The sequence below is a fragment of the Rhodanobacter sp. Soil_C_14 genome, from assembly GCF_057657335.1.
On sequence record NZ_JBDGIQ010000008.1, the window covers coordinates 125,349 to 147,784 of the forward strand.

At 65.5% G+C, this 22,436-nt stretch carries 16 protein-coding genes; 12 read left to right on the top strand and 4 right to left on the bottom strand.

Translation table 11 applies throughout. The features are described from left to right. The first annotated feature begins 3 nt into the window (after window positions 1-3). On the top strand, window positions 4-2,031 hold the full coding sequence (locus AC3A56_RS16650; protein ID WP_487771084.1) for a glycoside hydrolase family 13 protein: 2,028 nt from the start codon (window positions 4-6) through the stop codon (window positions 2,029-2,031). Between the two features lie 161 nt (window positions 2,032-2,192). Continuing rightward, on the top strand, window positions 2,193-3,746 hold the full coding sequence (locus AC3A56_RS16655; protein WP_487771085.1) for a GH39 family glycosyl hydrolase: 1,554 nt from the start codon (window positions 2,193-2,195) through the stop codon (window positions 3,744-3,746). A gap of 39 nt (window positions 3,747-3,785) precedes the next feature. On the opposite strand, the gene AC3A56_RS16660 is transcribed toward AC3A56_RS16655, so the two are convergent. Beyond that, window positions 3,786-5,366 (bottom strand): tryptophan halogenase family protein, encoded by a 1,581-nt coding sequence (locus tag AC3A56_RS16660; RefSeq protein ID WP_487771086.1) that lies wholly within the window; start codon window positions 5,364-5,366, stop codon window positions 3,786-3,788. A 169-nt stretch (window positions 5,367-5,535) separates the two neighbouring features. On the opposite strand from AC3A56_RS16660, the gene AC3A56_RS16665 reads away from it, so the two are divergent. Then, window positions 5,536-7,944, top strand: a complete 2,409-nt coding sequence (locus AC3A56_RS16665; RefSeq protein ID WP_056717342.1) for a TonB-dependent receptor — start codon at window positions 5,536-5,538, stop codon at window positions 7,942-7,944. 427 nt (window positions 7,945-8,371) lie between these two features. Here AC3A56_RS16665 and AC3A56_RS16670 read toward each other — a convergent pair whose 3' ends face one another. Together AC3A56_RS16670 and AC3A56_RS16675 are read right to left on the bottom strand one after the other, a co-directional pair. Further along, complete coding sequence (locus AC3A56_RS16670) at window positions 8,372-10,855, bottom strand: glycoside hydrolase family 3 protein (RefSeq protein ID WP_487771104.1); 2,484 nt, start codon at window positions 10,853-10,855, stop codon at window positions 8,372-8,374. 350 nt (window positions 10,856-11,205) lie between these two features. After that, window positions 11,206-12,216, bottom strand: a complete 1,011-nt coding sequence (locus AC3A56_RS16675) for a LacI family DNA-binding transcriptional regulator (RefSeq protein WP_487771087.1) — start codon at window positions 12,214-12,216, stop codon at window positions 11,206-11,208. A 257-nt stretch (window positions 12,217-12,473) separates the two neighbouring features. Between AC3A56_RS16675 and AC3A56_RS16680 the strand changes: the two genes are divergently transcribed. The 7 genes from AC3A56_RS16680 (at window position 12,474) to AC3A56_RS16710 (ending at window position 20,188) form a co-directional block, all read left to right on the top strand. Next, complete coding sequence (locus AC3A56_RS16680; protein WP_487771088.1) at window positions 12,474-14,693, top strand: alpha-L-rhamnosidase-related protein; 2,220 nt, start codon at window positions 12,474-12,476, stop codon at window positions 14,691-14,693. After that, entirely contained in the window at window positions 14,690-16,168 is a 1,479-nt protein-coding gene (locus AC3A56_RS16685) for an MFS transporter (protein ID WP_487771089.1), read from the top strand. Before AC3A56_RS16680 ends, AC3A56_RS16685 begins: the two co-directional genes overlap by 4 nt. Window positions 16,169-16,203: 35 nt before the next feature. Beyond that, window positions 16,204-17,886: an alpha-amylase family glycosyl hydrolase gene (locus AC3A56_RS16690; RefSeq protein WP_487771090.1), complete on the top strand. Its 1,683-nt coding sequence runs from the start codon at window positions 16,204-16,206 to the stop codon at window positions 17,884-17,886. 788 nt (window positions 17,887-18,674) lie between these two features. After that, complete coding sequence (locus AC3A56_RS16695; protein WP_487771091.1) at window positions 18,675-19,100, top strand: hypothetical protein; 426 nt, start codon at window positions 18,675-18,677, stop codon at window positions 19,098-19,100. 91 nt (window positions 19,101-19,191) lie between these two features. Then, the gene (locus AC3A56_RS16700; RefSeq protein WP_487771092.1) at window positions 19,192-19,434 is read left to right on the top strand and encodes a hypothetical protein; all 243 of its coding nucleotides are present in this window, start codon (window positions 19,192-19,194) and stop codon (window positions 19,432-19,434) included. Window positions 19,435-19,516: 82 nt separating this feature from the next. Further along, window positions 19,517-19,810, top strand: coding sequence for a hypothetical protein (locus tag AC3A56_RS16705; RefSeq protein WP_487771093.1), 294 nt, complete (start codon window positions 19,517-19,519; stop codon window positions 19,808-19,810). A gap of 54 nt (window positions 19,811-19,864) precedes the next feature. Further along, on the top strand, window positions 19,865-20,188 hold the full coding sequence (locus AC3A56_RS16710; protein WP_487771094.1) for an immunity protein Tsi6 family protein: 324 nt from the start codon (window positions 19,865-19,867) through the stop codon (window positions 20,186-20,188). Window positions 20,189-20,567: 379 nt separating this feature from the next. Here the strand turns inward: AC3A56_RS16710 and AC3A56_RS16715 are convergent, their stop codons facing one another. Next, on the bottom strand, window positions 20,568-20,714 hold the full coding sequence (locus AC3A56_RS16715; protein WP_487771095.1) for a hypothetical protein: 147 nt from the start codon (window positions 20,712-20,714) through the stop codon (window positions 20,568-20,570). Window positions 20,715-20,761: 47 nt separating this feature from the next. Between AC3A56_RS16715 and AC3A56_RS16720 the strand changes: the two genes are divergently transcribed. Together AC3A56_RS16720 and AC3A56_RS16725 are read left to right on the top strand one after the other, a co-directional pair. Next, the gene (locus tag AC3A56_RS16720) at window positions 20,762-21,379 is read left to right on the top strand and encodes a hypothetical protein (RefSeq protein WP_487771096.1); all 618 of its coding nucleotides are present in this window, start codon (window positions 20,762-20,764) and stop codon (window positions 21,377-21,379) included. Window positions 21,380-22,041: 662 nt separating this feature from the next. Further along, window positions 22,042-22,436: lysozyme inhibitor LprI family protein (locus AC3A56_RS16725; RefSeq protein WP_487771097.1), on the top strand; the 395-nt coding region annotated here is incomplete at its 3' end.

Sequence of the window (22,436 nt, forward strand, 5' to 3'; positions counted from 1 at the left end):
TCGATGGGCAATCAAGGCAAGGCGTCACGCGGTTCGAAATCCAGCCTGGCGTGCGCGCTCGCCGCGGCGCTGGCGCTCTATGCGCTACCGGCCATCCATGAGCAGGCGCGCGCGGCCAGCAACGACAACAACGTGGAATGGAGCGGCCTGTTCCACGACCAGGGACCGCTCTACGACAACCACGTCGAGCCGACTTCCGCCCAAGCGGTCACGCTGACCCTGCGCACGTTCAAGGGCGACATCAGCAGCGCCAACATCAAGTATTACGACAGCGCGGACGGCGCCTTCCACTGGGTCGCGATGAGCTGGTCGGCGAACGATGCCACCGGCAACTTCGACTACTGGAAGGGCACCGTGCCGGCCAGCGCCTCGAAGAAGTATTACCGCTTCCAGATCAACGACGGCAGCGCCACCGCCTGGCTCAACGCCGCCGGCACCACGTCGGCCGAGCCGTCCTCCGGCGACTTCTTCATCCTGCCCGGCTTCACCACGCCGGCGTGGATGAAGAACGGCGTGATGTACCAGATCTTCCCCGACCGCTTCTACAACGGCAGCACCGCGAACGACGTCACCAACGGCCAGTACACGTACGCGGGCTGTGCCACCGAGAAGCACGCTTGGGGATCGAGCGTGGTGGCCAACGTCAGCGGCTGCAACACCGCCGTGTTCTTCGGCGGCGACCTGGCCGGCATCGACCAGAAACTGGGCTACATCAAGAACACCGTGGGCGCCGACATCATCTACCTCAACCCGGTCTTCCTCTCGCCGAGCAACCACAAGTACGACACCGAGGACTACATGACGGTGGACCCGGCGTTCGGCAGCAACAGCACGCTGCAGACGCTGAGCGCGGACATCCACAGCACCAGCAACGGACCGAAGGGCTACCTGGTGCTCGACGGCGTGTTCAACCATACCGGCGACACCCACAAGTGGTTCGACCGCGTCCACTGGTGGAGCAGCCTCACCGGCGCCTACGAGTCGCAGTCCAGTTCGACCTACGGCTACTACACCTTCCAGAGCTGGCCGAACACCTACTCCGCGTTTTTCGGCTTCTCGTCCATGCCCAAGCTGGACTACGGCGCCAGCGGCTCGGCGGTGCGCAACGCGATCTACGGCAGCACCAGCTCGGTGGTGAAGACCTGGCTGAAGTCGCCGTACTCGATCGACGGCTGGCGCCTCGACGCGGCGCAATACCTCGACGCCGGCGGCGGCAACGGCAGCGACACCGCCAACCACCAGATCATGGCCGAGCTGCGCAGCGCGGTGAAATCGGTCAACGCCAACGCCGACATCCTCGGCGAGTTCTGGGGCAATGCCGGGCCGTGGACCGCCGGCGGCGACCAGTGGGACGGCGCGATGAACTACGACGGCTTCACCCAGCCGGTGTCGGAGTGGGTCACCGGCAAGGACTACGGCGGCGGCACGGCGAGCATCCCGGTCTCGCAGTTCGACAGCTGGCTGCGCGGCACCCGGGCGAACTACCCGACCAACGTGCAGCAGGCGATGAGCAACTTCCTCAGCAGCCACGACATCACCCGCTTCGGCAATCGCGCCGGCGGCGACATCTGGAAGACCTATCTCGCGCTGTTCTTCCAGATGACCTACGTGGGCACGCCCACGATCTACTACGGCGACGAGTACGGCATGCAGGGCGGCGCCGATCCGGACAACCGCCGCACCTTCGACTGGACCGTCGGCAGCAGCACCAACAGCGCGGTGGCGCTGACCAGGAAACTGACCACGATCCGCAACGCCTACCCCGCGCTGCGCACCGGCTCGTTCATGACCCTGCTCACCGACGACGGCAACAAGCTGTACGCGTACGGCCGCTTCGACGCGGGCAACCGCATCGCGGTGGCGCTCAACAACGACTCGGTGACGCACACGGTGACGGTGCCGGTGTGGCAGCTGAGCATGACCAACGGCAGCACGGTCACCGAGCTGATCTCGGGCACGCACTACACCGTGCAGAACGGCCAGGTCAGCGTGAGCGTGAATGGCCATTACGGGGCGATCCTGGCGCAGTGATTCCGGCCCGGGGAGGCGCGTGGCGCATGGGCCACGCGTCGCTGGACGCCGCCCCTCGCGCGTAGGAAACTGGCCCGCGATGTAAACGTTTACATCCTGCTGGTTGCCGGCTTCCGCTGCGGCGTCCCCGCGCCACCCCACGCGTCGAACAGGATCTCGCCATGACTCTTTCCGCCTCGCTTCGCCACCTGGCCCTGGGCTTTTGCGCGACCGCCCTGCTGCTCGGCGGCACGGCCAGCGCCACGCCGCCCGCGACCACCACCAGCCTGCGCGTCGACGCGCAGGCGCAGGGCACGCCCTTTCCCCATTTCTGGGAACAGATGCTGGGCTCCGGCCGCGCCGCGCTGGCGCTGCGCGATGACTACCGCAAGGACCTGGACGCCGTGCGCCAGGCTACCGGAGTCGGCTACATCCGCTTCCACGGCATCCTCGACCACGACGTGGGCCTGATCCAGCGCGATGCACAGGGAAAGATCTCCTACAACTTCTCCTACATCGACCAGATCTACGACGGCCTGCTCGAACACGGCTTCAAGCCGTTCGTGGAACTCGGCTTCATGCCGCCGGAACTGACCTCCGACCCGGCCGCGCTGCACCCGTTCTGGTATCACCCGAACATCGCGCCGCCGAAGGACTACGCCGAGTGGGACGCGATGATCGACGCGCTGGCCAGGCACCTGGTCGAGCGTTACGGCATCGATGAAGTGGCCAGCTGGTACTTCGAGGTCTGGAACGAGCCGAACATCGGCTTCTGGGTCGGCAAGCCCGCGCAGTCCAGCTACTTCACCCTGTACGACCATACCGCTCACGCGCTCAAGGCGGTCAGCCCGCGCATCCGCGTGGGCGGCCCGGCCACGGCCCAGGCGGCGTGGGCCACCGACTTCCTCGCCCACACGCACGAGAACAACGTGCCGGTCGACTTCGTCAGCACGCACGTCTACGGCGACGACACCGCCGACAACGTGTTCCACACCGGCGAGAACATTCAGCGCCGTGACATGGTCTGCCGCTCGGTCGACAAGGTGCACCGGGAAATCGCCGCCTCGCCCTACCCGCACATGCCGCTGATCTTCAGCGAGTACAACGCCAGCTACGCGAACCTGCCCAACGTCACCGACACCGTGTTCATGGGCCCGTGGCTGGCCAACACCATCCGCGAGTGCGCGGGCAAGGTCGAGGCGATGAGCTACTGGTCGTTCTCCGACGTATTCGAGGAACAGGGCATCGTGCGCAATCCGTTCTACGGCGGCTTTGGCCTGATCGCCGCCAACCGCATTCCCAAGCCCGCGTTCAACGCGTTCGCGATCCTGCACAAGCTGGGCGGACAGCGGCTGGCCGTCGCCTCCGACTCCGCCCTGGTCACCCGGCGCGATGACGGCACGCTGGTGATCGCGCTGTGGAATTACGCCCCGCCGGTGGGCGATATCGCCAGCTACACGCCGGGCAGGCCCGCCGGCAGCACGAAGCACTTCAGCCTCGACGTGCGGCACCTGCCCGCCACCGCCCGCGCCACCGCGTGGCGCGTCGATGAAACCCATGGCAACGCGGTCGCCGCGTTCGACCGCATGGGCCGCCCCGACGCGCCCAGCCGCGCGCAGATCGTGCAACTGCGCGAAGCGGGCAAGCTGGCCGCGCCGGAGTCGATGGACCTGCGCGACGGCAAGCTCGCGGTCGACGTGCCGGTGCAGGGCCTGGTGGTGATCGAGCTGCGCTGAAGCGACCCCGACAGCGCAGCGCGACGGACGAGCTCCGCCCTAGGCGGCAAAGCCCTCGTGCTGCGCCGTCCGCTGCGCGTGCTCGCGGCACAACTGCTCGACCAGGGTGCGATGGTCGGGCAGATCGACAAGTGCATGGCCGGCCATCTCGCGGATCATCGCGAACTCGCGCTGCGCCGCCGCCATCTGCGGATACGCGCTGCGCATCGGCTCCAGGTCGGTCCTGAATTCCATGCCGTACAGCACGTACTGCCAGCTGCACGGCAGGAACATTTCCAGGTCGGTGACGAAGTCCAGCCGGTGCGGCGGGCGATGCCGCCACAGCGCGAGGCGGTCCTGCAGCGTCTGCGGGATGCTGGCGGGGTCGGCGTTGTCGATCCAGAACGCGTGGTCGCGCCGCTGCGACAGGCAGTAGTGCATCTTGATGAAGTCGATGATGCGCTCGTAGCGCGCCACCATCATCTGGTTGTAATGGCGCGCGCTGCGTTCCATGTCGTCGAGGTCGCCGGGCAGCAGATGGGTGATCAGGTAGGCGCCCAGTTCGACCAGGGCGATGCCGGTGGATTCCAGCGGCTCGACGAAGCCGCCGGCCAGGCCCACCGCCACGCAGTTGCGCCGCCAGTGCTCGGGCCGGTAGCCGGTCTCGAACTTGATGTGCAGCGCGTCCAGCCCCGCCGCCTGCTCGCCCACGTAGCGGCGGATCACTTCCTCCGCACGCGTCGCATCGGTGTGTCGCGACGAATAGACGTAGCCGATGCCGCGGCGTTTCTGCAGGCCGATGTCCCAGATCCAGCCGGCCTCCTGCGCGGTGGCGCGGGTGAACGGCAGGATTGGCGCATCCGGCCGCGCATACGGCACCTGCAGCGCCACCGCGCGATCGCCGAACAGCACGTCGCGCCGGCTGTGGAATGGCGACTGCATCGCGCCGCCGATCAGCGCTCCGCGCAGGCCGGTGCAATCCACGTACAGGTCGGCGCGCAGCTCGCCGATTTCGCGGGTGACGATGCGATCGATCGCACCGGATTCGTCCAGCTCCGCCCGCTCCACCGTGGCCAGATGACGGGTGACGCCAAGCTCCTGGCCATGCTCGGCCAGCACCCTGGCGAAGCAGGCCGCATCGAAGTGGTAGGCGTGGTTCATCGGCCCCTGGTAGTCGGGATCGCCGGCCCGCTTCGGCGCGCGCCCCTGTTCGATCAGGCGCTGCTGCATGCTCACCGCCTCGGCGAACGACATGCCTTCGGGCGCACCGCCCAGCAACCAGTACGGCAACAGCTCCGGGCTGCCGGGGCGCTGGCTGGGCTGGCTGAAAGGATGGAAGAAGCGATCCGCACCCGCCTCGCCGGGCGGGCGCACCCAGTTCACGTACTGGATGCCCTGCTTGTAGGTCGCGGTGGCGCCCACCAGGAACCGCCGCTCGTCCAGGCCGATCGCGGCCAGGGTGCCGCGGATCGAGGGGAACGTGGCCTCGCCCACGCCGAGCAGGCCGATGTTCGGCGACTCCACCAGCTCGACCCGGATGCTGCCGGGCGCGGCGCTGTTGAGCGTTTTGGCGAGGTAACAGGCGGTGAGCCAGCCGGCCGTGCCGCCGCCCACCACGAGGATCTTCTGAATGCGTGACATCTCGCCCCTCCGCGGCTTGTTGCGGAGCAACAAGCCAAGCATGGAAATTCGCAGTAGGATCGGCCCCGATGACAGCGCTGTCATACATTTTGACAGCGCTGTCATTCAGCACAATAGCGCATGTCCGCGACCACTGCATGTCCACGACGATCTTTGGGGAGAGGGTGAAATGAAATTACGCTACTCGGCTTTGTACCTCGCGATGACCGCGATACTCGCCTCGGGCGCCGTCCATGCAGCCGGTCAGGACACGACTGCTGCGCCCGACGCCGCCACACGCACCAAGGTCAAGGACCTGGACAGCGTCCAGGTCACCGCGACCAAGCGCGAAACGCCGCTGCAGAAAACCCCGGTCGCGATCAGCGTGATCAGCGCCGACTCGCTCGACAAGGAGCGGGTGATGACGGTGCAAGACATCACCAAGCTGGTGCCCGGCTTCCAGGCCACCTCGCAGGGCGACCACGGCGTGGTCACGCTGACCATGCGCGGCATCGGCAATGACAGCGCCAAGACCGAATACGCCGATCCGGAAGTGGCGATGTTCATCGACGGCGTCTACTCGCCGCGCCCCGAAGCCGCCGCCGGCCTGCTGCTGGACATCGAAAGCGTGGAAGTGCTGCGCGGTCCGCAGGGCACGCTGTGGGGTCGCAACTCCACCGCCGGCGTGGTGAATTTCCAGACCGGCAAGCCCGACCTCAGCGGCTTCTACGGCAACGCGCAATTCGAGGCAGGCAACTACAGCCACGTCGGCACGCGCGCCACGGTGAACCTGCCGATCAGCAGCACCTTCGGCATTCGCGTGGCGATGGCGCAGGAACAGCACGACGGCTACGTCGACTACCAGAACCCGTCGCAGCAGTTGCCCAGCGTGGCCGACCAGCAGGCGGCGTACCTGACCAGCGGCGGCTCGCTGGCCAGCTTCCAGCCGATCAACGCCGCCAACTACGTGACCGCCGGCGACAAGTACAACGCGCAGGACCAGTCCGCCGCGCGCGTCAGCGCGCTGTGGCAGCCCAGCGACAAGTTCACCTGGAACCTGTCGTGGGAATACTTCCGCGACCGCGGCACGCCGGGCATGAGCCTGATGCAGCATCCCCGCGCCGGGCAGGACTTCTGGTCCGCGCTGATCGACACCGCGCCCTACCTCAAGCGCGACTCCAACACGGTGCGCAGCCGGATGGACTTCAAGATCGGCGACTCGATGCTGCTGAGCTACGTGGCGGGCTTCAACCGCTTCTCCGGCAAGAGCAACTTCGACCAGGACAACGGCGCCCAGGTGCCGACCAGCTTCAACACCGGCGCTGCGTACCAGGCCGACCGCACCAACTTCTCCAACTACAGCAACTACAGCCACGAGCTGGACCTGAAGTCCACCGGCGACAACGCGGTCGACTGGATCCTTGGCGCGTACTACGCGGCCGAAGACAACAACATCCGCTTCGACATCCCGATCCTCAACGGCACCGCCCAGGGCACGGTGAGCTGGCAGGGCTCGTTCATCCAGCCCAAGGAAACGGTGAAGTCCACCGCGTTCTTCGGCCAGGCCACCTGGCACATCAGTGACGGCCTGCGCCTGACCGGCGGCGCGCGCTGGTCCAAGGACAAGAAGGAAAACGTGGGCGGCCGCGGCTGGGGCTGGGCGTATGACCCGAACGTGCCGCAGGTGCCGATCGCGCCGGACGTCGACCCGGGCAACGTGGGCTTCAACGTCTCCACCGTCAACGATGCGAAGTACGACAAGAGCAAGGTGACCTGGCTGGGCCGGCTCGATGCCGACGTGGGCCAGCACGGCCTCGTGTACGCCAGCGTGTCCACCGGCTACAAGTCCGGCGGCACCCAGGATGCCGGCACCCTGTACGAGCCGGAGACGCTGACCAACTACGAAGTCGGCTCGAAGTTCAGCTTCCTCGACGGCCACCTGACCTGGAACAGCGCGATCTACTACGAGCAGTTCAAGAACTTCCAGCTGGCCGCGCCGATCACCTACCCCGACGGCAACCGCGGGCTGGGCTTCTCCAACGTCAAGGGCACCACCAAGGTGATGGGCTTCGAATCCGAACTGGCCTACTCCAGTCAGGACGACCGCCTCAACCTGGTGTTCTCGGCGATCCCCAAGAAGGAACTGGGCACGCTGAAATACGCCGGCAGCAACGACTACCAGGGCCTGCCCGCCTGCGATCCGGCCTCGGGCATCAGCGCCTGCGTGGACGTCAGCGGCAACGATCTGCCGCACGCGCCGAACACCTCGCTCACCGCGATCTACGAGCACGACTTCCACCTGACCAACGGCGGCCGCGTCACCCCGCGCCTGTCCGCGCAGTACCAGAGCACGCAGTGGCTGAGCACGTTCAACCTCGGCGAAGGCGATCAGCAGAAAGCCTATACACGCGGTGATCTTTCGGTGCGCTACACCGAACCGCAGGATCGCTGGTGGGTCTCGGCCTATGTGCAGAACGTCACCGATGGCAAGGTGCGCACCAGCGCCGGTCGCTTCGCCCTGCCCAACGGCAGCTTCATCTACACCTCGCAGTACCTGCCGCCACGCACCTACGGCGTGACCGTCGGGGTCTGGTTCTAAGGCTGACACCGTTCTCCTGGCGACGGATTCCTCCCCTCCCATCGCCACTGGATGCCCCCGCAACGGGGCATCCTTTTTTTTGGGGGCGCTCGCACCCACAAGTGTGATCGTCGGCAGACTCCGCGCGATCACCCGGCGCTGCCGCCGCAATCTGCGTAGCCGGACACGGACACGTGCCGCGCCTGGCGCTTGAATGGGAACCGCAGCCTCATCGAACCGACGATCAGGACGTTCTCCCCGCGACCGCCCGCTCCGGGTCGCCCATTGGATGCACCGGCAACGGGGCATCCGTTTTTTTTGGCCGTCCATATGAGCGGGCCGGCGTCGCCCCGGCAGGCGACGCCCACGAAAAAGCGGCCCGCAGGCCGCTAAGTTTTCATTCCGCGCCTTGCCGGAACCTGTCCCGGCTCCGGCCTTGCTGCCCGGCTCAGTGCGCGGGGCAGTCCAGCGTGTGGTCGGCCACCGTGCCCAGCGACACTTCGGCCACGGCGATGCGTTCGCCGGTGCTGCTGGTCCACTCGAACGGCCGGTCCAGCTTGCTCATGTCGGCGCCCGCGTCGCGGAAGCACTTCAGCGGAATGCCGACGCTCAGCCATTGTCCGCGCGGCAGGGCGGTGAGCTGCGTGCCGATCGGCAGTTGCGCACCGCAGCCGCTGCCGCAGCTGACGCCGATGCTGGCGCCCTGCGCCGACAGCGCATCGACGCGCAGCGTGGTCACCAGCATCACGTCGCCATTGGTTTCACGCTCGACGTCCAGCGGTGCCGGCGCGACCAGCGCGGCCTGGGCCTTGCCGCCGCCGGACCAGGCCAGGCTGCGGGCGTCTTCCTGCGCCTTGTAGTCGAGCGCGCCGACGCGCAGCGTGCCGTCCGCCGTGACCGATGGCGTCGCCGTGACGTTGCTGTCCGCGCCATTGGCGCCGGTGAGCTGCAGCACGAAACCCTGCGCCGGCTTGCCGTGGGTGAAGTAGACGCCGGCACGCGCGCTGCTCAGCGCAATGCCCGGATCTTCGGACAGCTTGCCGCCCTTGCCGGGCTCGGCATAGCTCAGCCCGAAGCCGTAGCGGAACTGCGGGTCGTAGTGCTCCTTGCCGCCGGCCAGCGGAATCTGCACCGCGGTGCGCGGCCACGAGTAGGCCAGCCTGCCGTGGAAATCGTGGGCGATGTGGCCGTCGCGGGTGCGCAGCAGCACGTCGGCAATACCCTCGCCCTCGCTGCCCGGCAACCACGCCACCACGAAGGCGTCGGCGGCATTGATCTCGCGGTTCATCCACAGCGGCCGTCCAGTCAGGAACACCGCCACCACCGGCACGCCCTGCTGGCGCAGGCGACGCAGCAGGTCGAGGTCGTGATCGTTGCCCGGCCGGTAGGCAAGGTTCGGCAGGTCGCCCTGGAACTCGGCGTACGGGTCTTCGCCGAATACCACGATGGCGACATCGGGCTTGCGTTCGTACTTGCCTTCCACCGACAGCTCGGCGCTGCCGCCGGCGGCCTGCACCTGGTCGCGGATGCCGGCCCAGATCGAGGTGGCGCCGGGGAAGTTTGCATTGGTGAGGCCGGTGCCCTGCCAGGTCAGCGTCCAGCCGCCGTTCTGCTTGGAGATGTTGTCCGCGCCATCGCCGGCGACCAGCACGTGCTTGCGCGGATCGATCGGCAGCACGCCGTCGTTCTTCAGCAGCACCAGCGATTCGCGCACGGCACGGCGGGCCAGCGCGCGATGTTCGGCGCTGCCGATCACCTTGGCCGAATCACGCACCAGCGGATTGGCCGAAGGCAGCCCCGCCTCGAACATGCCCAGGCGCAGCTTCACCCGCAGGATGCGGCTCACCGCGTCGTCGACGCGGGCCATCGGGATCACCCCGGACTTCACCTCGGCCAGGGTGTTCCTGTACAGACCCTTCCACGAGTCGGGCGCCTCCAGCATGTCCAGCCCGGCGTTGTACGCCACCGGGCAGTCTTCGTTGGTGCAGCCGGGCACCTGGCCGTGGGCATTCCAGTCGCCTAGCACGATGCCGCCGAAGCCCATGCGCTGCTTCAGCACGTCGGTGATCAGGCCCTTGTTGCCGGCCATCTTCACCCCGTTCCAGCTGGAGAACGAGACCATCACCACCTGCACCCCGGCGCGGATCGCCGGCGGATAGCCGACCGCGTGCACGTCGCGCAACACCGCTTCGCTGACCTCGGCATCGCCCTGGTCCTTGCCGTCCCTGGTGCCGCCGTCGCCCACGAAATGCTTGGCGGTGGCGATCACGTGGTCGGCGTCGAGGAACTGCGGCGTGCCGACCTTGCCTTCCAGCCCCTCGATCACCGCGCCGGCGTATTGCGCCACCAGCGCGGGGTTTTCCGAATAGCCTTCGTAGGCGCGGCCCCAGCGGCCGTCCTGGGGCACGGTCAGCGTAGGCGCGAAGGTCCAGTTGATGCCGCTGGCGCGCAGCTCGCGGGCGGTGACTGCGCCGATCGCATGGATCAGCTGCGGATCACGCGCATTGCCCAGCGCGGAGTTCTGCGGGAACAGCGTGCTGCCGACCAGGTTGTTGTGGCCATGCACCGCGTCGATGCCGAACAGCACCGGGATCGCCAGCCGGCCGTCCGAGGTATCCATCGAAGCGCGGTAGAACGCGTCGGACAGCTTCTGCCACCGCGCCGCGGTGCCGTACTGGCCGCCGTCCGGCCCGGAATTGCCGCCGGCCAGGATCGAGCCAAGCCGATACTCGCGCACGTCGTCCGGCGTCACCGACTTGATGTCGGCCTGGATCATCTGGCCCACCTTGTCCTCCACCGACATCTTCGCCAGCAGCGCCTTCACCCGCGCCTCCAGCGCCGGATCGGGCGGCAACGGCGAGCGCACCTGGGGCCAGGCATCGGGATGGACGGTGGCGGCGGTGTCCCCGGCGAGCACGAAATGGATGGGCATGATCAACGCGCCGGCGAGGGTGACGGAGAGGGCAAGACGACCCGGCAACGAGTTCGGTGGGGGCGGAAATCGCACGGCAAGGCTCCTGGCTGGCGCGCCGACGGCACGCGGTCTGAACCGCATAGTGACACGGATGACAGCGCTGTCAATTCGCTGCGCAACATGGCCGGATTCGGCGGGGCTGCTCAGGCACGCAGTGGCGGTGTGACGCATCGGCCGACGCATCAGCCAAGGGAAGTGGCGGCCTGCGACGGCGTGTGGCGGGCGGTGCCCGCCCTACGGAGGGGCGGCTGAGAGGGACGCGCAGGGCGGACACCGTCCGCCGGCTCTTCGCGACCGGGCGGCGAACTTCAGGAAACGCGCGCGGTGGAGCCGCGGATCTGCAGGGAGAACGGCATCTGCACCAGCTCGCCGGTGCCGCGGCCGCGCAGCAGGTTCAGCAGCTGCTGGGCGGCGATGCGGCCCATCTCGCGGCTGGGCTGCTGCACCGTGGTCAGCGCCGGCCACAGCTGGCGCGCCAGCGGGGTGTCGTCGAAGCCGCACACGGACAGGTCCTGCGGCACCTTCAATCCGTATTCGCCGGCGGCCCACATCACCCCGGTGGCCATGTCGTCGTTGGCGGCAAACACCGCCGTCGGCCGCTGCTTCAGGGCGAACAGCTCGCGTGCCGCGGTGACGCCGGAGCCGAACGTAAAGGCGCCCTGCACCACCAGCGCCGGGTCTTCGGGCACGCCGGCCGCCGCCATCGCCTCGCGGTAACCGGCCAGCCGCCAGCGGCTGGCGCCGTGGTCGGCGATGCCCAGCACGTGGGCGATGCGCCGGTGGCCCAGGCCCAGCAGATGCTCGACGATGGCTCGCGCCGCGGCCTGCTCGTCCATCCGCACGCCGATGCTGGCATCGCTCTGCGGCGACACGCTGGCATACGGCACGTTGCGTTCGCGCAGGCGCTTCAGCAGCGGTGCGTAGTCGGTGATCGGCGGGGTCAGCACCACGCCGTCGGGGTGATGGTCGGAGATCAGCGCGTCGAGCCGGCGGATGAAGTCGTCGCCACGCATCCGCAGCGGTCGCACCATCATGCTGTAGCGGTGCGCGTCGCAGGCTTCCAGCACGCCGTCCTGGATCTCGGCCAGGTAGGTCGAGGCCGGGTTGTCGTTGTTGTCGTACAGCATCGCCACCACGAACGAGCGGTTGCCGGCGAGACTGCGCGCCGAGGGATGCGGGCGATAGTCCAGCTCTTCCATCGCGGCGCGCACGCGCTTGCGCGTCTCCTCGCTCACGTTGGCCTCGTCGTTGAGCACGCGGGACACCGTCTTGGGCGATACGCTCGCTGCGCGCGCCACTTCTTCGAGGCGTACCCGCATGGAATCTCCCGTGTGATCGTGGCCGTCGAACGACTATGCCGTCATCGCCCGCTGCTTTACAAGGCGCCGCGCGAATGGCGCGCCGGGCGAAAACGCACGCGCGGCATGAATACGTATGCAACCACTGGTTGCTGCAGTGCGACGCTGCCTACCATGCAGGAGGCATCGTCCCTGCGGACGTCGCGCCAGCCCGCAGCCACCGGAGCGTTGTCACCGATGACCACCACGATTCGCCTTCCGCCAGCGCGACCCTGCCCGTGCTGAGCCTGCTGCTGGGAGCCGCGCTGGCCGCCAGCGCCGCGACGCCTGCGTGGCAGGAAGGCCTGGGGCAGGACGGCCTGGACTGGCACGGCGTGCACGTCGGCATCGAGCACGACGCGCAGCACCGCTACACGCTGGCGTGGCCGTACGGCCAGCGGGTGATCGCCCCGCAGCCGCTGCGCAGCGACACCGCCAGCCCGCTGTTCGACGGCCTGTTCGCGATGGCGCAGGACGACCTCGCGCTCGACTCGGTGGAGGCGATCCGCGACGGCGCGTTCGACCACGGCCAGCCGATTCCGTGCCGCTGCTTCGTCACCGGGCTGAAGTGGCCTTACGTGTGGACGCGCGACCTGTCCTACGCGATCGACCTCGGCCTGTGGCGCTTCGACCCCGCCCGTTCGCGCAACGGGCTGAAGTTCAAGCTGTCCGGCGTGCGCGTGGCCGGCGCAGCGCAAGGCCCGGATTCAAAACCGCACTATCCGATGCAGGACACCGGCTCCGGCGGCAGCTGGCCGATCAGCACCGATCGCGTGGTGTGGTTCCTGGGCGCGCGCCATCTGCTCGACGACGCCGCGTTCGCCGGCGACGTCTACCAGGCACTCGGCGCCACCCTGGCGCAGGATCGGCAATATGCGTTCGACCAGCGCCTCGGCCTGTATCGGGGCGAGACCTCCTTCCTCGACTGGCGTGAACAGAGTTACCCGGCGTGGACCGCGGACGAGGTGGGCTTCATCGCGCAATCGTTCGCGCTGTCCACCAACGTGCTGCACTACCAGGCGCTGCAACTGGCCGCCACGCTGGCCGACCAACACCACGACGCGAAGGCCGCCACCGGCTACCGCAACGACGCGGCGGCGCTGAAGGCGGCGATCAACGCTCGCTTCTGGCGCGCCGATCGCGGCATGTACATGAGCTACCTCGGCGGCGACGGCACGCCGTACGACACTTACGACCTGCTCGGCATCGCGCTGGCGGTCGACAGCGGCGTGGCCGAAGGCGAACGCGCCCGCCAGACGCTGGCGAACTACCCCACGTGGCCGGCCGGCAGCCCGGTGATCTGGCCCGAGCGCGCCGACCAGCCGATCTACCACAACCGGGCGATCTGGCCGTTCGTCAGCATGTATGCGCTGCGCGCCGCACGCGAAACGCAGCAGCCCGCCCGCATCGCCCACGAGATCGCCTCGATCATGCGCGGCGCCGCGCTGTACGGCTCCAACATGGAGAACTACGAACTGCTGACCCAGGGCCAGCACGTCGACGAAGGCAAGCTGAGCGGCCCGGTGGTGAATTCGCCGCGCCAGCTGTGGTCGGTGGCGGCCTACCTGGCGATGGTCAGCGAAGGCGTGTTCGGCCTGGAGGAGAATGGCCGGGTCGCACCGAAGCTGCCCACCGCGCTGGTGCGGATGCTGTTCGGCGCGCGCCACGCGATCACGCTCGAACTGCCCGGACGCCGGATCACCCTGCAGCTTCCCGCCACGCTCGACGGCAACCTGCTTGTCGCCGACCAGCTGCGCACGCAGGGCAACACCACCACCGTCACGCTGAAAGCGGTGCAGGTCGCCGACGTGCCGCTGCGCACCGACGCGCCGCTGTACGCGCCGCTAGCCCCCGCCGCGCCGCACGTGCAGGCCGTCGGCAAGCATTGGCAGATCCGCGTCGAGGGCAGGCAGCGGCTCTACCTCAACGGCGTGGCGCACGGCGACATCGACGCCAGCAGCACGCTCGCACGACAGCCGGGCCTGGCCTGCTTCAGCGCCACGCGCATCGACGCGCAGGGGCTGGAATCGCTGCACAGCCCCACCGTCTGCGTCGGCGACACGAACCGGATCGGCGGCGACTGGCCACGCCAGTGGACGGCGCCAGCCAGCGGCGACTGGCGCGTCGCGCTGGACTACGCCAACGACCACGGCCCGATCAACACCGGCATCACCGCGGCGGTGAAGATGCTGGTGATCCGCTGCGACGGCAGCGCCGAGCAACGCTTGCCGATCGTGATGCCGCACAGCGTGCGCACCCAGTCATCCATCTGGGGCAGCTTCAGCGCGAAGGCGGACGCGACCTGCCGGTTCACGCTCGACGACGGCTTCAACATGAGCTACCTGGCCCACTTCGCCCATTACACCGGCGGACAGGGCGGCAGCGATGGCCCATTGAACCGGGCGGTGGTGCATGATCTGCTGATCGCTCCGCTCGCCCCCGGCCACGGCTCACCATGAACGACGGTACTTCCGCGAACTCCAAACCGGCGCTGTCGTTCTGGCAGATCTGGAACATGTGCTTCGGCTTCCTCGGCCTGCAGTTCGGCTTCGCGCTGCAGAACGCGAACGTCAGCCGGATCTTCCAGACCCTGGGCGCCGATCTCAACGACATCCCTGCGCTGTGGATCGCCGCGCCGCTGACCGGGCTGATCGTGCAGCCGATCATCGGCCACTTCTCCGACCGCACCTGGAACCGGCTGGGCCGGCGCCGCCCCTACTTCCTGGCCGGCGCGGTGTTCGCCTCGCTGGCCCTGCTGTGGATGCCGAACGCGCCGGTGCTGTGGATGGCCGCCGGCCTGCTGTGGATTCTGGACGCCTCGATCAACGTGTCGATGGAGCCGTTCCGCGCCTTCGTGGGCGACCAGCTGCCGACCCGCCAGCGGCCCTCCGGCTACGCGATGCAGAGCTTCTTCATCGGCGTGGGCGCGGTGGTGGCCTCGGCGCTGCCGTGGATACTGACGCAATTCGGCGTGGCCAACGTGGCGCCTGACGGCGGCATTCCCGACACGGTGAAATATGCCTTCTACGCCGGCGGCGCGGTGCTGCTGGGTGCGGTGCTGTGGACCATCTTCAGCACCCGCGAATACCCGCCGGACCGGCTGCAGTCGTTCAGCGACAGCGTGGCCGAACCGCTGGCGGTGGACGTGTCGCAGGCCTGGCGCTGGGGCGTGCTGCTGCTGGTGGTCGGCGTCGCGGTGCTGTTCGCGATCCAGCATTTCGCGCTGGAGAAAGAGGTCTACGTGCTGGGCGGCGGGCTGCTCGTGTTCGGCCTGCTGTTCGTCTGGCTCAGCTTCAGCCGCGGCCGCGGCATGCTGCGCGAAGTGATGGGCGACCTCTACGGCATGCCCGTCTCGATGCGGCAACTGGCGTGGGTGCAACTGTTCTCGTGGTTCGCGCTGTTCGCGATGTGGATCTACACCACCGCGAGCGTGACCGAGACCATCTACGGCACCACCGACGTGCACTCGGCCCTGTACAACGAGGGCGCCAACTGGGTCGGCGTGCTGTTCGCCGCCTACAACGGCTTCGCCGCCGTGGCCGCGGTGGTGATACCGCTGATGGTGCGGCGCTGGGGCCTGCGCATCAGCCACCTGATCAACCTGTGCCTGGGCGGCGCCGGCCTGCTGTCGTTCCTGCTGATCCGCGACCCGGTATGGCTGCTTGCCTCGATGGTCGGCGTGGGCTTCGCCTGGGCCTCGATCCTGTCGCTGCCCTATGCGCTGCTGTCGGACAACCTGCCCGCGGGGAAGATGGGCGTCTACATGGGCATCTTCAATTTCTTCATCGTGATCCCGCAGCTGATCGCCGCCAGCGTGCTCGGCCTGCTGCTGCGGCTGTGCTTCCACAACCAGCCGATCTGGGCGCTGGCACTGGGCGGCGCCTGCCTGCTGGTCGCCGGCCTGTTCACCCTGCGCGTGCGCGAGCCTGGCTAGTCAGGCCTCGCCAACGCCATCACCGGAACGACGAGATGATCCGCACCACCGTACTGGCGCTTGCCACGCTCACCCTGCTCTGCTGCGGCGCGCACGCCGCGGACACCACGCCCGAATTCGTCGGCACCGACGCGCCGATGGCGTCCAACGCGATCTACTTCGTGATGACCGACCGCTTCGTCAACGGCGACCCGTCCAACGACCAGCGCCACCAGGGCGGCGCCCACCCCACCTTCGACGTCCCGGTGGCCGGCGCGCCGAAGGGCGAAAGCGCGAACATCGGCTACCTCGGCGGCGACTTCCGGGGTGTGCTGGACAACGCCGCCTACATCCGCGGCATGGGCTTCGGCGCGGTGTGGATCACCCCGATCGTGGACAACCCCGACGAAGCCTTCACCGGCGGCGATCCGGTGAGCTGGGGTTCCAAGTTCACCGACCGTGGCAAGACCGGCTTCCACGGCTACTGGGGCGTCAACTTCTACAAGCTCGACGAACACCTGCCCAGCAAGAACCTCGACTTCCGCCAGTTCACCGCGGCGATGCGGGCGCAGGGCCTGAAGACTGTGCTCGACATCGTGGCCAACCACGGCTCGCCCGCCTTCAGCATGCCGCAGGCGCAACCGATGTTCGGCCAGATCTACGACAAGGACGGCAAGCTCGTCGCCGACCAGCAGAACCTGCCGCCGTACAAACTCGATCCCGTGCGCAACCCGCTGCACCGCTTCTATCACGCCTACGACGACCTGGTGCAGCTGTCCAACAACGACGACCGGAACCCGGCCGTGCTCGACTACTTCGCGGGCGCGTACAACCAGTGGGCCGACCAGGGCGCCGATACGTTCCGCATCGACACCATCAGCCACATGTCCACCACCTTCTGGAAACAGTTCGCCGCGCGCATCCGGGCGAAGCATCCCGGCTTCTTCATGTTCGGCGAAGCGTTCGACTACAGCCCCGACAACATCGGCCAGTACACCTGGCCCGAAAACGGCGGCATCAGCGTGCTCGACTTCCCGCTGCGCGGGCGCATCGCCGACGTGTTCGAGCATCCCGGCAGCGACTACGCCCAACTGCTCGACCGCCTCTACCTCACCAACGGCCCGTACCAGAACCCGTACGAACTGGTCACCTTCTACGACAACCACGACATGGCGCGCCTGGCCGCCAGCGACAACGGCTTCATCGACGCGAACAACTGGCTGTTCACCGCCCGCGGCATCCCGGCGATCTACTACGGCTCCGAAACCGGCTTCGAGCGCGGCAAGGCCGAACACCAGGGCAACCGCAACTACTACGGCCAGCAACGCATCGACGCCGCACCGAAAAGTCCGATCTATCGCCAGCTCAAGCGCATCGCCCAGTTGCGCGAAAAGACCCCGGCACTGCAACGCGGCCTGATGCTGCCACTGCACTTCGCCGGCAACCAGGCCGCGTTCTACCGCGTGTACCAGAAGGGTGACGTGCACCAGATTGCGCTGGTGCTGCTGAACAAGGGCGATGCTGCCGCATCGTTTGACGTTGGCGATTATCTGCAAGCTGGCCGCTGGACATCCGCGTTCGGCGACAAGGCAGTCGACGTCGGCACCGGCGGAAAGCTGCACGCGACGGTGGCGGCACACGACGTGCAGGTCTATCTGCTCGATGCCCTCGCCACCCGCCCCGACCTGATTGCCGAACTGACCCGACTCACCCGCGAGCGCGGACATCCGCCCCATTGAACCATCCGGGTCGAGCCGGGCAGACCAACACGAAGGTCGCACCCCGCCACGCGTCAGCTTGCAGCACGCCGTCAAGCGGCCCGCGGATATCGTTTCGCGGCCGATCCAGCCACTGCGCCATTCCCGCCGCCGTCACACCCTCACTTCCGCCCGGTAACTCATACACCCTCAAAAGTCGCTGATAACAACGGCAGGACGCAGCCACACCAGCGAAGCCACCGCTATCCAAACCCATGATCCGGTGCAGGAATTCATCGCTTGAGCGACCAGTCACCGAACCGCATACTCGATGCAACACCCACTTTTGGGGTCTACTTAGCGTTAGGGCTCATGTACAGATCAACGCGACTGGTAGCACTGCTAGCATCGACTTTGCTTGCTTCGTCAGCATTTGCAGGCGAATCTGCTCACGTCGACATCAGGGAGCTCGCAAAATCCAAAGCACAATTCGTTGGCGGGTCGGTCACTACTCACGGCTGTCTCGTCGAGCATTTTCATGGCAGCTTCGTGCACCCCTGCGGTAGCCATGATTGGCACGAATTAGTCGTGATCCAAGATCCAGATTACAGGGTGCCTGCGGCCTTCCAGCTCCTGGGCATTGACTATTCGCGTGAGGTACGGGGCGACTTCTCTGGCGTTGTAATCGAAGTCGATGTTGGTCACCCAAAGCCGCACAAACATCCTTATCTACGGTTGGACTCTGTGGTCAATGCCGCGCCATATGAGCCCTAACCACTCATCCAAGCGGACGGCCGCGCCGCCGCTTAATTCCAGCGTTAGACCTACAAATGACCTTTTTCGCTACCGTCAAAGACAAGCTCGCCGATCGCGCTGCTGAGGGGATTGCGGCGTCCCTTACTGTTCTACTCGTTTGGGCGGCTTACCAGGTCGCCCCTGCGGTCTTACCCGCCATAGAAGCGGTCACGTCCAAAAAAGTGTTGCTCGCTCTGCTAGTGACTTCGCTAGTGCTAAATCTTGTGTTCGTGCTGGTAGCTCTTTCCGCATCTAAGAAGTCAGAGTTTCGCGTCAAGTACGGAATCTACTGGGATCGTGAAAAGAATCCACATTGTCCGGCCTGCAAGATCCCAATTGGCGGCTACGATGAATACAGTTCGGGCAAAGGCTATTACTGCAAGCCATGCAACAAAATTTTTCGCCTCACAGACGTTGCTGGCAGGGACATTGACCCAATGCAGGCTGTTTCCGAGCTGTAGGTCTAACATCCCGTTCAAGGCGGACGGCTTCGCCGCCGCCTAACTCAAGCGTTAGGCCATACCACCTGCATTCCTTCTAGGTCGAGAAGCGATGTTTCAAACGATAATTGGCGGGCAAAGTCCTTCCGCACTATTCAAAGAACTGGTGAGCGCCGACCCTTCACTCACAAACGCAGACTTGGCCCTTGCCTTCAAGAAAGAGTTTCTTTCCGTCAGCGACGAGGCGATACAATCCATCTGGCACTGGCGTCGCCCGGGCCGAGAGTCAGGTATCGGCGACGACCGCATGGACGCAATTGTCGCCCACTATCTCAAGGCGGCTGGTTACCTCTAGGCTGGCAATGTTTGGCCTAACAACTCGTCCAAGCGGACGCGCAAAAAGCCGCGCACCGCTTAACTCAAGCGTTAGGACTCAAATGCGCGTTCTCGGCGAAGAAACTTGGGCATGGATGCTTTTTGAGGACGAGACGTCAAAGTATCTTCCCGTCGTGTGCGGTTCCGTTGGCATCTACGAGATTTGCTTTGCGCTGTCAGAGTTCGAGGCTGCCGATTTTTCATCGCATGGCAATGTGTCGTTGGCACAACTCGCTCGTTCCGTTTCGCAGCATCCCGCTACTTTTCAGCATCGTCACTTGCAAAACTTCAACAACATGTCCGAGGTGCGTGAGGCAACAGCGGCTTGGCGCAAGGCGCGCTCCGTCACGTCCTAACCACTCATTCGAGGCCGCTCAATTCCAGCGTTAGGCATCTTTTGGGAGTTCAAAGTGAGCCAAGAAGAACTTAAAGCTCAGATTGCCCGAGAGGCGCTAGATATTTGCGATAGACGGATCGCCATGGACAGCCTCCCTGCGCCTGAGGCAATGATGCAATCCATTCGGGCGCAACTCGCATGGCTCATCGAGTTCTTTGAAGGGCGCTCCACTGAGCGTAACAAGCTTCACGCATTGACCTTCGGCCACTATGCGGCGAGAGAAATTGAAGGCTCTGATCCGGAATTTACCGCCGCACTTCACAAGGCATACTACGTCGCAAGTCGCACCGCTTCTGGTCTGAAAGTTGACTCTGCGGTACTCGGGGCAGATGCCTAACATTTCCGTAAGAGACTTCCCGTCAATCCCAGCCGCATGAGGCTTTTGCCCTGAGCTTTCGGGCCACTGCTGGTGAGGGTGTTGTCCTGATGGTGCGTGCTGCGTATCACTGCTGCGCGGCTCCAACGAGTGTCAGGCTGCATTTCCGTCCCGCAAGGGGATTTCCTTCGGTCATAACCGGTCTTGTTGAGTCGATTTCGCTGACTCGAACCTCTGTATAAACCGCACCCAAAGACCTCTTTCGTTCATCGGACTGTCCGGTGCGCGGGGATCAGCCAGAACACCGTCTGGACGTCCATCCGGTTAGTCAGGTTCTCTCTGGGTCGGCCTGAACCGTTGTCTGCCACTTCGCGCTGACGATGGAACGAAAACCCTGTGGCTACGCGACGTTGGCCGCGTGGTGTTTCTGGTGCATGGGATGGTCGAGGCAGGCACTTGGTTCGTAGTCGACGTCGTGCGCCAGCATCGCCCAGATCTGCCGGGCGTGCTTGTTGGCGATGGCCACGATCACCTTGCCGAACGACATGCGCCCGTCGAGTGAGCGTATCCTCCTCGGAACGCAGCATCAGGATTATGGCGGATGACTACGCCGCCACCCAATTCCAGCGTCAGGACGCGCGCATCGGATCTCGGATAATGAACGGCAAAGCCATTCTCGGTGCTGTGGCAATCTCTACTCTGGCTGCCTGCGCGACCAGCTCTGGTCAAGCACGCCCCAGTTCCGCCGAATCAATATCGCGAGGAATCGCCGGGGCTTTGAAGGGCTCATCCCTCGACAGCCATACGAAGAACGGCTGCCTGAGCTCGCTGGACTTCTGGCGAGATGAAGTCGCCGACGACGCTCCACCCGCCAAGCTCACCGGCGGACTGTTCTTCCTGGGGGATAGCTACCTGGTCGCCAACTTCGCCTACTTGGACGGGACACAGCGGCTAATCTGGCAAACAGCCGACTTGACCAAGCGACTGGACGCGTCCACAGCTCAGCTCGCAGAGCTTTCTGATCTCCTGGTTGCAGCTCATCGCGACAGCCCGCCCAAACAGCCCATCCGATCCATGCATACGACATGCGTGGTATTCCTGGACATACACGGTCGCTACTACTCTGTGCAACCGGATGATTCCGTCGAGAGCGACCGATCAGTGGACCGAGCCATGACGCTTCTCGACAGGTTCATTCAGGGTACGCCGTAACAATGCGTACAAACCGAAATTGCGTCGCCAAGCTGACAGCATGACTGATAGAGCTTGCCATGTTGCCAGGTACGCGCTGCAATTCGCTTTAACTTAAGCATTAGGGGGCTTATGAGACGTACCGCTGCGTCAGTAGGCTGTTTTCTACTTTCAGGATGTGCAGGCCTGCTCGGTCCGGCAGACGGTTACTTTTTCGCCGTTGGCGCTACGCCAGGCAGTTCCAGCTGTCAGCTTTCCGTCATTTCGCTTGGTTCCAAATCTGCACCGCAAGAGCGGATTGTGTCCGGCAGCTTCCGGGAAAGTTTTGCCGTTACACCATCGCATAAAGGGCACAGAATCGCGTTGAGCTGCAACAACAAGGTGGTTGAAAGTCACACGTTCAAGTACGGCCACGACGTTCGCGCGGGTGGCGACTTCGCGGTCAACGCCAGCGCGCTATGACCAATTATCCAGGCGTCGGGCTTCACAACACACAATTTGGAGGTATGGCATGAAGAATCTTGCAATCGCTTTGCGTGTCACCCACATCAGCCCAGCCCCTGCAACCACGCCTGCCTGCCCCCACGAATAGGCGCATGCCGGGACGGCTGAACCAACTATTCATTCGAAATGAACGGCTGTGCCGCCGCGCAGTTCCGGTGTCTGGCCTCTGTGGAACGCAAATGACGAAGCTGCTGCTTAGCTTGATCCTCTCGACCGCAACATCGACTGCCTTCGCTAGTGCGAACTGTACGGATCGACCAGCATGCTGGCCGGAGGGCAGCTCGATGAATACCGGGCTGCTTTTGGTGCAGGAACGACAAGCAACTGAAAAGCGCCTTAAAAGAGCATATGGACAGCTGGTCCTTCTGACGGAATCTGCGTCGATGCTCGGCCCTCGCGTCGTCGAAGCACTTAAAGCTGAACAAGTGGAGTGGCTCAAATATCGTGATGCGGAGTGTGAACTCGTCGGCGCGCTAACCGGGGCCGGTGGAACGTGGCCTGAACCGCCCCGGGTTTTGAGGAGGCTCCAACTCTTGAGAAGATGGAGCCATGAACAAGCCAAACAAGTTCTCAC

What these genes read in the sequence shown, in the direction of transcription:
- AC3A56_RS16650 (WP_487771084.1), top strand. Translation starts at nt 4, where the DNA reads ATGGGCAATCAAGGCAAGGCGTCACGCGGTTCGAAATCCAGCCTGGCG.
- AC3A56_RS16655 (WP_487771085.1), top strand. Translation starts at nt 2,193, where the DNA reads ATGACTCTTTCCGCCTCGCTTCGCCACCTGGCCCTGGGCTTTTGCGCG.
- AC3A56_RS16660 (WP_487771086.1), bottom strand. Translation starts at nt 5,366, where the DNA reads ATGTCACGCATTCAGAAGATCCTCGTGGTGGGCGGCGGCACGGCCGGC.
- AC3A56_RS16665 (WP_056717342.1), top strand. Translation starts at nt 5,536, where the DNA reads ATGAAATTACGCTACTCGGCTTTGTACCTCGCGATGACCGCGATACTC.
- AC3A56_RS16670 (WP_487771104.1), bottom strand. Translation starts at nt 10,855, where the DNA reads ATGCCCATCCATTTCGTGCTCGCCGGGGACACCGCCGCCACCGTCCAT.
- AC3A56_RS16675 (WP_487771087.1), bottom strand. Translation starts at nt 12,216, where the DNA reads ATGCGGGTACGCCTCGAAGAAGTGGCGCGCGCAGCGAGCGTATCGCCC.
- AC3A56_RS16685 (WP_487771089.1), top strand. Translation starts at nt 14,690, where the DNA reads ATGAACGACGGTACTTCCGCGAACTCCAAACCGGCGCTGTCGTTCTGG.
- AC3A56_RS16690 (WP_487771090.1), top strand. Translation starts at nt 16,204, where the DNA reads ATGATCCGCACCACCGTACTGGCGCTTGCCACGCTCACCCTGCTCTGC.
- AC3A56_RS16695 (WP_487771091.1), top strand. Translation starts at nt 18,675, where the DNA reads ATGACCTTTTTCGCTACCGTCAAAGACAAGCTCGCCGATCGCGCTGCT.
- AC3A56_RS16700 (WP_487771092.1), top strand. Translation starts at nt 19,192, where the DNA reads ATGTTTCAAACGATAATTGGCGGGCAAAGTCCTTCCGCACTATTCAAA.
- AC3A56_RS16705 (WP_487771093.1), top strand. Translation starts at nt 19,517, where the DNA reads ATGCGCGTTCTCGGCGAAGAAACTTGGGCATGGATGCTTTTTGAGGAC.
- AC3A56_RS16715 (WP_487771095.1), bottom strand. Translation starts at nt 20,714, where the DNA reads ATGTCGTTCGGCAAGGTGATCGTGGCCATCGCCAACAAGCACGCCCGG.
- AC3A56_RS16720 (WP_487771096.1), top strand. Translation starts at nt 20,762, where the DNA reads ATGGCGGATGACTACGCCGCCACCCAATTCCAGCGTCAGGACGCGCGC.